This window comes from Oceanipulchritudo coccoides, from assembly GCF_010500615.1.
Taxonomy (GTDB): domain Bacteria; phylum Verrucomicrobiota; class Verrucomicrobiia; order Opitutales; family Oceanipulchritudinaceae; genus Oceanipulchritudo; species Oceanipulchritudo coccoides.
Window position 1 is genome coordinate 806664 of the sequence record NZ_JAAGNX010000002.1, and the last position, 12556, is coordinate 819219.

A 12556-nucleotide genomic window follows, 5' to 3' on the forward strand; every position below is an offset into this window, starting at 1 on the left:
TGAGCCGTTCTCCTTTCTCTCTTCTATCTTTCCCTTTTGCCCGGGTGGCGGAATTGGCAGACGCGCCGGACTCAAAATCCGGTTCCGCAAGGAGTGTGGGTTCGACCCCCACCCCGGGTACCATTCGACTCCCCCGCTGGCGCGGGGTCGCTCATGGCAGGCCATCCTACATTGAGTCTACAGTAAAAGAGGGGTCTAGAACAGAAAGTGGGGACGGCGTATATTTTTGATGGTTCATGATGTGTAACAGGCCTCTGGCCGGTTGTTATGTTTATAGTGGGCCACCAGTCCAGGCGAGGACGCCTGTGACATATCTTATGACCATTATGTCTTACGGGCCTCTGGCTTGTTGACGGGAGTGATTCGCTTTGCAGGCGTCTCTATTTCATAGCCAGATCCTTTCTTAATCATCATCCTGAAAGCCCATGAAGAGGTGTGTCATTTTATCCGGATCCGGCGTATCGGAGGAAAGCGGGATCCAAACCTTTCGCGGAAGTGGCGGTTTGTGGGAGGGCTACAAGCTGGAGGAAGTGGCCACGCCGGAGGCCTTTGAGCGGGATCCTGAGCTTGTCCTGCGGTTTTACAACATGCGTCGAAAGGCGGTGCGGGAGGCGGACCCCAACAAGGCCCATCATGCCATTGCCCGACTGGAGACGCATTTTGATGTGATGGTCATTACCCAGAATGTGGATGATCTCCACGAGCGGGCCGGATCCAGCAAGGTGCTGCATTTGCACGGTGAGCTGCTACGTGCCCGAAGCAGTCAGGATCCCGGATACCGGGTTCATCTCGGGCAAAAGGATATCTTCCTTGGAGACCTTGATCCCGCCGGTAATCAGTTACGCCCGGATGTTGTCTGGTTCGGGGAAGAGGTGCCCGCGATTGCCGAGGCAGCTGGCATTGTTGAGATGGCCGACATCCTCATTGTGATTGGGACCTCTCTTGTGGTCTATCCGGCGGCCAGTTTAATCCACCATGCGCCCCTGGATTGCCGTAGGTTTGTCATCGATCCATGCATTCCCGGGAGTATCCCCTTGGGCGGATGGGACTGTATCCAGAAAAAGGCTACGGAAGGAATGAACGAGTTGCTTAAGGAGCTGATTCCGGAATGAGGGTGCACCTCTCGCTGATGAGGGCTTGCCGTTGTTCAGTTCCCAAAATACGTTTTTGATCAATGGAATTAGGGCTCCATCCGGTACAAAGCAGGACCTGCGAATTCAGCCAGAGGTGTTGTCGTTCGTTTCTTGCCAACCTGCCCGACGGCATCGAGGTGCTGGATCGGCCGGAGGAAGCGGATTTGATTCTGGTCTTTGACTCGTATGACGAGCGAATCATCCGGGAACTTCCGTGGGGTTTTTTGCTATCGCCGAGGACGGTCATGTATTCGCAGGGAGATGCCGGGGTGCCGGTGCTTCCGGGGCTCTATGTGAACCTCACCCGTAAGATCCACGTGCCGGGTATGACAGCCAGCCATGGATATTTCGAGTACCTTGCCGAAACCGGAGGCAATCGCTTTTGCAAGAACCACCTGCCCCGTGAGAAGTCCTACCTGTTCTGTTTTTCCGGAAGAAACTCCCATCCGGTCAGGGACAGGGTGCTGAGATTCTTAGAGGGCTTTCCAAACGCCATCGTGCAGGACACCTCCGAGGTATACAACCACTGGTCCCCCTCCCGGCCCGAGGACGCACAGTCCGCTTATGTGGAGCAAATCCGACAAGCCTCGTTTTCAATCTGTCCGAGGGGGAAGGGGGCAAATTGCATCCGCCTCTTTGAGTCGATGAGGATGGGGGTTGCTCCCGTACTGATTTCAGACGATCTGGTTTTGCCAGATGGACCGGATTGGGAAACATTCCTGCTGCGAGTTCCTGAGAACCGGATTGAGGACATTCCGGCTATCCTTGAAAGGGAGCAACACCGCGCCGGGGAAATGGGCCATCTGGCCAGGGCGGCCTATGAATCCCATTTCTCGCCTGAAAGCATGCCCCGGAGGATTCTTGAGCAACTGAGAGAAATATCTGTTCGCGGAAAGACAGGTGTTTCCGGGCGCTTGGTTCGCTGGGGTAAACACCGAGTCGTTGGAGTATTCTGGGACCTTTATTTTCTCCTGGTGGATTTCAGGGACTGGATTCGCGGGATTCTATTGCCTTGAATCCCGGTTCCAATCAGCGATCCGGAAACCAAAGATTCCGGCCGGGCTGACTGGGTAAGCCTATTGAATAAGTACTGATTAAACACCCCATAAACTTTTCTTTGATACCTCAAAGGGCTTTCTGCCGTTGCTCCGAAGTTCCGGGACAATTATTCAAATGACCATGAAAGTACGTCCCCTAAATCCCCGCCCCCAAAGTATTCTCTTTTCCATGGCCGCTATTGCCGGCCTGCTGTTTCAGCCGATTGGTCTGCTCGCTTACGAGAGCTATCATGATCCGGCTCAGGATGATTTGGGCTATTGCTCGACGTGCCATCCCGGCTTTACCGGAGGAAGATCGGATACGCTTCACGATCTCCACACCGGAAATCCCGACAATGTGACCGGATCCTGCTCTTTTTGCCATACGGGGGATGGTCGGGACAACCCCCTGATCATGTGGAGTGAAGGCGATGAGTTGGGCTGCATGGGCTGTCACGGGCGCGACTATGGGGAAACGGTTCAGAGTAATTACAACGAGCTTCCCACAAATGGCAAAGCGAAGAACAGCGGTTACGGGTTGCGGAAGCACCATGCTGTCAACGGAGTTTCACTCTGTGCTGGATGCCACCCTGACACCATCGAACCCTATCCGGAAAACGTCATTGATCCGGGTTTAGGCAATACGGTTCATTATTACTTGCGAACGGGCGACGTGAGCCTGGGTGGATCCCCGGTAGACCCAAGTGTGAATGAAGATTCAGCCAATGACGCAGACTCTAAGGGATTGGATAATGACGGGGACAACCTGTATGATGAGAATGATCCGGACACGGTCCTGAATCCCGATCAGGTCTTTATATCCGAGAATCCCCTTGGTGGATTCCGGCTGACCTGGCCGACTCCAAGCCCGAACTGGATCCTGCAGGAAAACACCTCCCTCGATACCAACTGGGGAAACCTGCCGGTTCCGGCCCCGACAGATCGGGTGAACGGATTCTGGTTTGTGGATGTGAACCCGGCAATCAGCCCGTCCGTCTTTTATCGCTTGTCGGATACTCCATAAGGAAACGGCCGGGATTGGGTTTTCCAGACGATTGAGACAAATCTTCTGCTACTCTGGGACAATATCCCTCCCAGTTGGGTGGATAATTGTGGTAGGATGTCAGCAGGCCTTTGCTAATCCTTAACCCTAAAATGAGCATGAAGAAATCAATCCTTTTTACCCTGCTTGTCTCTATGGTCGTACTCACGCTGGGTGCCGAGACAACCGGACTCCGTTTACTCGATGGTAACCAGCCCACTTACCCTGAGGAGCTCAGGTTCAGCGGCGAAGACGGTGTCGTTAAAATCCGTGCGACCATTGATACCGAAGGTGATGTCTCGGAATCTTCGATTGTCTCCGCCACCCATGATGCATTTGGGGAGGCTGCACTTGAAGCTGTCAAAGGCTGGAAATTCAGCCCGGCGATGAAGGATGGCAAAGCGGTTTCCCAGACCGTGGTTATTCCTGTCCTTTTCAAGTTGTCGATCAAGGACCGGGTCAATGCCCTCGCTGGGCGGGATGTATTCGTGGACATCGATTCCATGACAGACAAAATTTACGAGTGGAGCGACGTGAAGAAATACTTCTCCCTTCAGGGCAAGCTCGGTAAAGAAATCCCTTATCCGGAGGAATTAAAGGGCAGTGGCATCAGCGAGGAAATTGTCATCTTCTGCATACTTTCCCCGGACGGGTATGCCTTGAATCCTGAGATTATTAACATCAAGAACAAGGAGCTCGCTTTACCCGCCATCATGCACCTGTCCCAGTTGCGCTTCAGCAGACCCAAGCTGAACGGCAAGCCCATTTACCTTAAGCAGAAAGTAAAGCTCCTCTGCTCGGAAGATGCCGATCCTGAAAATTAATTCCGGTCCTAGCCAGCCGAGACAACCCCTTACAATCCAAATCAAAATGAAATATCCAATTCTCATTACCGCGCTTTTCCTGGCCTTCACTCATTACATCAGCGGTGCTAGCGAGAGCCCGCCTAATCTGGTCGTGATCCTTGCCGATGACCTTGGTTACGCGGATGTCGGATTCAATGGAGGCACCGAAATCCCAACCCCGCATATCGACAAGATCGCTGATCAGGGCGTTCAGTTCACCAGCGCTTATGTCACTTATCCTGTTTGTGGACCGAGCCGGGCTGGTTTCATGAGCGGCCGTTATCCGCAACGCTTTGGCTTCGAGCGAAATCCGCAATACAAGACTGAAGATTCGAACATGGGACTGCCGTTGAGCGAGGATACGATTGCCTCTGCCCTTCAGAAGGTTGGCTACACATCCGGTATCGTCGGAAAGTGGCACCTTGGCGCGCATCCGGATCTGCATCCGCTCAACCGAGGGTTTGACTTCTTTTACGGTCACCTTGGCGGAGGTCATAGATATTTTCCCGAGGAACTCACGATCAAGGATAGCTACAAGGCAAGGAACGAGATTGAAAGTTACCGGACTTGGATTCTCCGCAACCACGAGCATGTGAAGCCGACCAAATATCTTACGGATGCGTTTTCTGATGCAGCGGTGGAATTCATCGAGGAGAACAGTGACAGGCCGTTTTTCCTCTTCCTGTCCTACAATGCGCCGCACGGCCCTCTGCAGGCGACAGAAGAATACCTTGCCCGCTTTCCCAGCATTGAAAACCCAGACCGCCGGACCTATGCTGCCATGGTCAGTGCCTTGGATGATGGAGTGGGCCGTGTGCTGGAAACGCTTGCCGCCAATGGGCTCGATGAAAACACCCTCGTATTCTTCCTCTCGGACAACGGCGGGCCTCAAAGCAATGCTTCCAGCAACGCGCCTTTACGTGGATGGAAATCAGATGTTTGGGAAGGCGGCTGGCGGGTTCCCTTCGCTCTCCGCTGGACGGGCCAGCTTCCCGTGGGGACGACTTATCGCGACCCGGTCAGTGCCCTCGATATTTTCGCCACTATTGCCGATCTGGCTAATGCCCCGATTAATCCCGAAAAGCCTTTGGACGGCGTGAACCTCGTCCCTCATGTGACTGGGAAGAATCCGGAACCCGCCCATGCGGCAGTCTTCCTGCGCAAGTTTGATGCGGGAGCCTACGCGGTCCGAAGGGGTGACTACAAAATGGTCATCCCTCCAGGTAAGGAGAAATACCTTGGCCTCTACAATGTCGACCGCGACCCCCAAGAGCGCTTTAATTTCATCGTTACCAAGAAGGACGTTTTCGATGAAATCGACAAAGTGCGCCTTGAATGGGAGTCTGGGCTGATTGAACCGGTTTTTCTGGGACTCTCCCAGACCGAGGCTTGGCAGAATCGATTGAAGCGTGCGCGGGAGGCCAAGGCCAAGAAGAAGGATTGAGTCCTTTTCAGTCTTCATGGGAGAACACTCACTCCGAACTGCCTGCACATTATAGAGTTGCAGGGCGGATCGTTGAAAATTAGGTATTTTCCGTGGGGATTTGTACTATGAAAAAATTGCACGCGATAATTTTGATTATATTGGCTATTGCTGGTGGAACCTCGGCTATGGCTCAACCTTGGCCGAACGTGGATGCCGCGGTTCAGATGAGTACAGATGGCACAACCTGGCTTCCGGTTAGCCCCGGTTTGGTCGAGGTAAGCGCGACTAATGTGCAATTTCGAACGGTCCTTACACCAACGGGTGGTGGGGTTCCGCTTATCAGTGACACGATCAGCGAATCCTTTCCGACCGGAAGTGGATCTGTGGAGGTTTCTCTTGATCGCAGTAACGACCTTGCCGCCTGGGCGGGAATTGCTCCGGGGACGGAAGCAGTTGACCCGAAAATCTTCCTCAGGGTTGAAACCACAGGCGCCATGTCATTGGTCTCTTCAGGTTTATTTACGATGGGAAGCCCTACAGATCCCGCAGAGCCAGGACGTGATTCAGATGAGATTCCCCATGAGGTGACCTTGACGCGCTCATTCTACATCCAGCAAACAGAAGTCACCAAGGCCCAGTGGGATGCCGTGCGCGCACAGGGTGCAGCTTTGGGATTGGGATACACGGATATTTCAGTAGGCCAGAATGGATTTGATGGAACTTCGGGGCTTCCGGTTGGCCAAAATGGATTCAGCGAAGAGTTCATGCATCCGGTGACGCTTGTTTCATGGAATGATGTCGTGAAGTGGCTCAATCTGCTGAGTGAATTGCACGGGTTGGATCCATGCTACACTCTTGGAGGTGAAACTCATCGAACGGGTGGAGGCATCCCGCAGTATGAATTTGATAATAATGGGTATCGCCTGCCCACTGAGGCGGAATGGGAGTATGCCTGCCGGGCTGGAACAACGACTGCCTTTTACAGTGGGCCGATTACTCACACCGGTACATCGCCTCTCGATCCAAACCTCGACTTGATTGGCTGGTATGGAGGAAACGAAAACACTAGCACACATCCTATCGGTGAAAAGCAGCCGAATGCGTGGGGCCTCTATGATACGTCAGGGAATGTCCTCGAGTGGTGTTGGGATTTCTACGACTCGTATGATACCGGACCCGTGACAGATCCGGTCGGGCCCGTTACCTCCGGCTTTGGCCAACGCCTTCTCCGCGGCGGGGCGATAACCAATGGGATTCTCCTGTTCAATGCTTTCGAGTGCAGGTCTGCCTATCGCAACTTTTCTGCCCCTGAGTTCGGATTCAATTATGCCGGCTTCCGCCCTGTGCGGACCGTCGTCCCTTGATCCCGGGGTGGGTTCAGCGCAGTGCCATGGGATAACCTACTGTCCTGGATTTTCCGCTACAGTCGCGAGCAGTTTCTGGATATCAATCTCCGAGGCATCAACACCCGTGAAGTGAGAAACAATCCTTTGCACGGCTGAGGCCACGGCGACCTGTTCGCGATGGGAACTGTCTTTCTTCAGTTCTTCCTGCTGATGTTCCAGGAGTGCTTTCTGCTTGGCCCCAAACTCCGCCGTCAGGGTGGCTTTTGTATCCATGACAAACGGGTTGTCGACCCCGGCAAGCTCCTGGAGGGTTTTCCAGAGATGGATCTGGTCGGACATCTGGGTGACAATCGACTGCGAAACCAGCAGGGTGGATTCGGATCCATCTTCCCCGGTGATGGTGACTGATGGCAGTTTGCCAATGCGCTGACGTCTTGTCAGTTCCAGATAGGCAGACACGGGAACGAGGTTGCGCGGATCAGTCCCGTCAGGCGGAATGGAGAACTCTTTCGCAAAGTCCTTTTCTTCTGCGGCAAAGTGGGCAAAATTGAAATCGGTCGGCCCCTCGGGATTGGCAGAGAGATTAAAGCAGGTAACAAAACCGCGGGCGACATCCGGATTATAAACAACTGCTGGAAAGGCCCGTGACCGTACGGCCTTTTGCGCCCTGAGTTGAAAGACGGGTCCATCCTCTCCCTTCTTCTGGGCAAGGATGGAGAGCAGGGTCGGGCGCGGCGAAGTCAGCCCCTCAAAGAGCCGGTTATGAAAATCGTGCGCGGCCACGCTGCTCTGGAGAAAATAAACCCCGCGCATGGCGACGGGAATCATTTCAATGGCGAGGGTAGCGGGAACGCTCGGGTCGGAAGTGGGGGAATAGGTTTTTTTCAGGGTTGACCGCATGGCCACGACCTTGATCGGTTTGCGGCTCTCAAGGAGCGACATGATCTTGCGCAGGACCGGTCCACTATCACTCCCAATCTCGGCGTTCACGATAAAGGGCGGGCAGACGCTCAACTCGGTGGGGTTCAGGGTGCGCCAAGTGAATTCCTTGAACACGGGGCCATGCTCCGCATCCTTGTATTTCGAATGAATCTCAAGTTGGGCAATGCGGAGATTGGCAAAAATCCGGGCCATCTCATTGAGATGCTTTTCCGCTTTCTGGTGAATAACGGCCTCATCTTCCTCGAGATCGGCATACGGCAATTTATTCGGTGTGGACTGGCAGTACTTATGGAGTTTCTGCAAGTCATCCAGCAGTTGGCTGATCCGTTCGAGACGTTCCTTCGGAATGAGCCTGCCTGAGCTTCCAAGAACATCTGAAAGGGCGCTCAGGTCGAGGGTCGATGAGCCGAAGGGACCAAGGGATTCCTTGAGCTTCGGTTGCTCATGTCCATGTCGATGATATTCATCGAGTCGAAGAAGATTCTGGAGACCGCGAATGGATTCATCCAGAGCCTCTTCAAGAGTTCCCAAGTGATGATGCCAGACATCTGTGACCGGTTGGCGGATTTGGCTATTCATTTTAGATTCTCCAATCAGACTGCGAACCGGTCGAGGACCCCGTCGAGCCGCTTGATAAAGGTTTCATGATCTGGGCGCTTGCAACGTCCGGCTCGGATTTCCTCATAGGTGGGAAGTTCCGGATTGTGATAGATCAAGCCCATTGGGGCGGGGTCGACCGTGGCCGCAACGCGCTGTGCGTCATTCAGGTCGAAGTGGTTGTGCGGCTTGCTTGGCCCGCGCTTGAGCAGTCCGGGATGAACGGGAATGCCACTTTCATTCTCGAGGAAGGTGACCGGGTAATTCAGGCCGCCCTCGCCAAAGGCACTCGGCATGAAGACCGGACAACGCTGAAGGATGCGGACAAAGGAGAGCCCCTTGTGATCCCACGCCTTTTCAATGGTCTCATCCAGATGGGACGGGAGCCAAGTGGCGCTTTGTGCAATGAAGGAGACATTGGTCATCCCCGCGACGATACTCAACGGGTTCATCGGGCGCAGGTAAGTGCCCTTCGGTGTCGTGTTGGTTTTTGTTCCCTCAGGAGAAGTCGGGGAAACCTGCATCTTGGTCAGCGCGTAGACTTCATTGTCCAAGACCAGGACAACCGCATCAATATTGTAACGGATCGCGTGGAGCCAGTGGTTGCCTCCGATACTGAAGCAATCGCCATCGCCCATCGTCACAATCACCTTCAGTTCCGGGCGGGCAAGCCGGACACCCGTGGAGATCGGCAAGGCGCGTCCATGGATGCCATGGAATCCGTAGGTGTTCATGTAATGCGGGAGCCGGCTTGAGCATCCGATGCCGGAGACCGAGACGACATTCTCCGGATCGATATTGTTCTTCCGCAGGACCCGCTGCAGCGCGGCCAGCACGCCGTGGTCGCCACAGCCCTTGCACCAGCGCGGCATCTCGGATTCATAATCCTCAAGTGTGTGTGCCCCCATGGAGCAGGTTTCTTCAAGACATTCTTCAATGATCGTGGCCATGATTAATTCCCTTCCTTTTGTGCGGCGGTCTTTTCCTTCCCCGGCTTGGCACCTTCCTCAAGGTGCTTCTGGATTTCGTTATAAATCTCGACCGGCATGAGCGGCCTTCCCGGTACCTTCGCATAGCAATCAATATCGATCAGCGTTGCTGCGCGGAGTAACCATGCAAGCTGCCCGTAGCGTCGGCTTTCAGCGTTGATGAGGGGATCATCCCAGTCATCGCTGTAGTTGAGCTCCACCGTCATCACTTTTTGGAAGCGCGAGAAAATCTTCTTCAATCCTGGTGGAAGCGGGCTGAGAAACTGGATATTGACCGAGGAAACATTGCTTCCCTCGGCGCGGGCCATGTCGACTGCCTCCTCTATTGTCCCACGTGTGCTTCCCCAGCCGATGAGCAACAGATCGCCTTCCTCAGCACCGTGAATCGCTGGCGGCTGCAGACTCTTCTGCAGGGCGGCCAATTTTCGGCTCCTCATCTGATGGCCCCGTTGGTTGCGTTCCGAATCATAGCAGGCCTTGCCGTTGCGGTCGTGGTTGAGTGAAGTGATCACGCCCATGCCGCCGGGTTGTCCCGGAATGAGGCGCTGTGAAAGGCCGGTGACGGGATCCCAGTCGTAGGGGAGGGCATCGTCTGCCACGGGGCTTAAGTCGAGCGGCGGACGTCGTGGAGTTTTCGATACATCCGGCCTGACAAAAAGTTGCTGCCCGGTGGCAAGGTTGGCATCCGAAAGCACAATCACCAGCATACGGAATTCCTCGGCGATCTTCCGGGCGGTTGAGAGGATGTAGTAACATTCTTCAATTGTGCTCGCCGCCATGACGACCTTCGGGGCGTCGCCGGGTGTGCCGTAAAGGGAGTGGAGCAGATCACCTTGTTCGATTTTCGTGGGCAACCCGGTGCTCGGTCCCCCGCGCTGGACATCGACAATGACCAGCGGCGTTTCGGTCATCACCGCGAGTCCCTGGAATTCTGTCTTGAGCGCCATCCCCGGACCGGAGGTAATCGTGATCGCGGTCTTGCCCGCGTACGATGCTCCAAGGGCAACGCCAATGGCTGCGATTTCATCCTCGGCCTGATGGACAAAGCCGCCAAAGTCCTCGAAAATATCTGACAGGACGTGTGAGGCGGAAGTCGCCGGCGTGATTGGATACATGGAACAAAGATCAAACCCTGCGGCCACGGCCCCGATTGCCAGCGCGGTGTTGCCGTTCATCGCGACCATCGATTTATCCGTCGGGAGTGCAGGAATTTCAAAGCGGGTCTCAAAATTCGCCAGTCCGTACTCATAGCCGGCGGTCGCCAGCTTGACAGCCGTGTCGACCACTTTGCGGGTCTTCTTCTTGAAAACGTTTCTCACAACCTCCCTGAGGATTTCCAGTTCCTTGCTGTAGAGTGCACAGAGCATTCCCACCGCGAACATGTTCTTTCCACGACGTGTGTCGTCGACATGCTTCTGGGTCTCTTTCTCGAGCGGCACCTCGATGACCGTTCCTCCTCCTTTCCGGACCTGTTCAAGGACCTCGCGGTAGGATTTCCGGTAGGCTTCGACATCATGCGTGGCCCATTGGTCATCTATGAGAAAGAGGGCATCCGGGGCGACCGATTCCGCCTGCAGGCGTGAAAGCAGTGCCATTTCGTTGAAGGCAAAGACCACATTGGCGAGGTTGCCGACATTGGTCACATTACCGCGCTCGGCCAACCGGATCCGGTTGCCACTGGCGCTGCCGGTTGTGTGCGGTGGCGGTTGAATCTCCGACGGAATAATTTCCACTGTCCACAAGCCGTTTCCGGCCTTGGCGCAGACTTGGGCAAAGCTGACTGCTGCCTTCTGGGCGCCTTCTCCGGCGTCACTGACAATTTCAACAATATGTTCCGGTAGACGGACAATTTGGGGGCCGTTCATGGCTATTGATTATGGGGGTTTTTTGACTGTTGAAACAAGAGCATTTGTTTCCGACGTCCGGCACGGATCGCCGCGCCTCCAAGATGCCAATTAAAATTAACGGGGCAAGGGTTTACTTGGTCTTGGGATATATTTCTTTTCCACTGGTATCAAAGCCAACCGACGACGGCGTTCATGACGTACCCCGAGATGATGATTGCCGCTGTGGTAACACCGAAGAAAACAGCGATTAGCGAGAGCTTCATGACACGGCGGAGCATAATGGCTTCGGGCAGGCTCAGGGCCGCCATGGCCATCATGAACGCGAGGGCTGTTCCCAGCGGAATCCCTTTTTCGAACAGCACGACGGCCACCGGGACAATCGCCGCGCAACTCCCGTAAAGCGGGACCCCCAGGAATGTGGCAATCGGGACGGAAAGGATTCCTGTTTTTTCCATGACAGCATGGATACTTTCCTGTGGGACGTAATTATGGATGATCGCCCCCACACCAACCCCGAGGAGTACCCAGAGCCAGATTTTCGCAAGGATGGAGTAGGCTTCGTCCCAGCCATACTTGAGCCGGTCCTTGAAAGCCAAATTAGCTTCTCCTTGGTTTGTCCCTCCGGACGGATCCACCAGATCATGCTCCAGCTGGCTTTCCAGCTTCAGGCGACCAATCACAGCTCCGGCGGTAATCCCCATGACCATGCCGAGCAGGACGTACAGCCCGGTTATTTTCCAACCAAAAGTCCCCAGCATTAGGATGACGAGGTACTCGTTGATGAGTGGCGATGTCACCAGAAAGGAAAAGGTCACTCCAAGGGGCGCGCCAGCTTTCAGGAAACCAATAAAGAGTGGAATCGAGGAGCAGGAGCAAAAGGGCGTGATGGCCCCGAATGTGGCTGCGACAAAATTTCCGAAGAGTCCCCCGCGGCTCATCCAGTCCTTCAGCTTTTTTTCCGGCAGGTAGGTCCGGATGACTCCGATGAGGAAAATCAGGACGGTCAGCAGTGAGAAGATCTTCAGGACATCATAGACGAAAAAGTGGAGCGCCTGCACATGATGAGCTCCTGGATCAAGGCCGAGGAGGCTGTAGATCAGCCAGTCAACAAAGCTCAGCAGCATTTGTCGCCCGCCTTCTTATCGGACTTCCCGTCATCGCAGCAGCAGTTACCTGCACTGGCCTCTGCTTTTGCCTGCATCTTCGCGTCCAGCTTTTGCCAGAGGCGCTGGAAGACATTGGGCTTTTTGCCAGAGGGAGAATGGGTGGAAGTGGTCTGCGGATTTGTCGCTGTCATATCCGCTATCACAAATTTTCCCTTTGATTAAGTCAAGGCGGCTGAGGGAAGTTCA

11 protein-coding genes and 1 tRNA gene are annotated in these 12556 nt (G+C 54.6%); 7 read left to right on the plus strand and 5 right to left on the minus strand.

What is annotated here, in order from left to right; all coding sequences use genetic code 11:
- The first annotated feature begins 38 nt into the window (after positions 1-38).
- The 7 genes from G0Q06_RS09070 to G0Q06_RS09100 all read left to right on the plus strand — a co-directional run bounded on the left by G0Q06_RS09070 (position 39) and on the right by G0Q06_RS09100 (position 6847).
- A tRNA-Leu gene (locus G0Q06_RS09070) sits at positions 39-123 on the plus strand.
- Positions 124-425: 302 nt separating this feature from the next.
- Positions 426-1112 carry a Sir2 family NAD-dependent protein deacetylase gene (locus G0Q06_RS09075; RefSeq protein WP_163964744.1) on the plus strand — a complete coding sequence of 229 codons (687 nt, stop codon included), beginning with the start codon at positions 426-428 and terminating at the stop codon, positions 1110-1112.
- Between the two features lie 62 nt (positions 1113-1174).
- Positions 1175-2149: an exostosin domain-containing protein gene (locus G0Q06_RS09080; protein WP_163964747.1), complete on the plus strand. Its 975-nt coding sequence runs from the start codon at positions 1175-1177 to the stop codon at positions 2147-2149.
- Between the two features lie 163 nt (positions 2150-2312).
- Complete coding sequence (locus G0Q06_RS09085; protein ID WP_163964750.1) at positions 2313-3194, plus strand: hypothetical protein; 882 nt, start codon at positions 2313-2315, stop codon at positions 3192-3194.
- Between the two features lie 137 nt (positions 3195-3331).
- Positions 3332-4036 carry a TonB family protein gene (locus G0Q06_RS09090; protein WP_163964752.1) on the plus strand — a complete coding sequence of 235 codons (705 nt, stop codon included), beginning with the start codon at positions 3332-3334 and terminating at the stop codon, positions 4034-4036.
- A gap of 46 nt (positions 4037-4082) precedes the next feature.
- Complete coding sequence (locus G0Q06_RS09095; protein ID WP_163964755.1) at positions 4083-5501, plus strand: sulfatase-like hydrolase/transferase; 1419 nt, start codon at positions 4083-4085, stop codon at positions 5499-5501.
- 167 nt (positions 5502-5668) lie between these two features.
- The gene (locus G0Q06_RS09100; RefSeq protein ID WP_163964770.1) at positions 5669-6847 is read left to right on the plus strand and encodes an SUMF1/EgtB/PvdO family nonheme iron enzyme; all 1179 of its coding nucleotides are present in this window, start codon (positions 5669-5671) and stop codon (positions 6845-6847) included.
- Between the two features lie 36 nt (positions 6848-6883).
- Here G0Q06_RS09100 and G0Q06_RS09105 read toward each other — a convergent pair whose 3' ends face one another.
- From G0Q06_RS09105 to G0Q06_RS09125, 5 genes are all read right to left on the minus strand, one after another.
- Positions 6884-8350, minus strand: a complete 1467-nt coding sequence (locus tag G0Q06_RS09105) for a hypothetical protein (protein WP_163964772.1) — start codon at positions 8348-8350, stop codon at positions 6884-6886.
- A gap of 14 nt (positions 8351-8364) precedes the next feature.
- Positions 8365-9318 carry a thiamine pyrophosphate-dependent enzyme gene (locus G0Q06_RS09110; protein ID WP_163964775.1) on the minus strand — a complete coding sequence of 318 codons (954 nt, stop codon included), beginning with the start codon at positions 9316-9318 and terminating at the stop codon, positions 8365-8367.
- Between the two features lie 2 nt (positions 9319-9320).
- Positions 9321-11222: a 2-oxoacid:acceptor oxidoreductase subunit alpha gene (locus G0Q06_RS09115; RefSeq protein ID WP_163964777.1), complete on the minus strand. Its 1902-nt coding sequence runs from the start codon at positions 11220-11222 to the stop codon at positions 9321-9323.
- Between the two features lie 149 nt (positions 11223-11371).
- A complete protein-coding gene (locus G0Q06_RS09120; RefSeq protein ID WP_163964780.1) occupies positions 11372-12328 on the minus strand; it encodes a permease in 957 nt (318 codons plus the stop codon).
- Positions 12319-12501, minus strand: a complete 183-nt coding sequence (locus G0Q06_RS09125) for a hypothetical protein (RefSeq protein ID WP_163964782.1) — start codon at positions 12499-12501, stop codon at positions 12319-12321. The genes G0Q06_RS09120 and G0Q06_RS09125 overlap by 10 nt, the downstream gene beginning before the upstream one ends.
- Positions 12502-12556 lie beyond the last annotated feature (55 nt).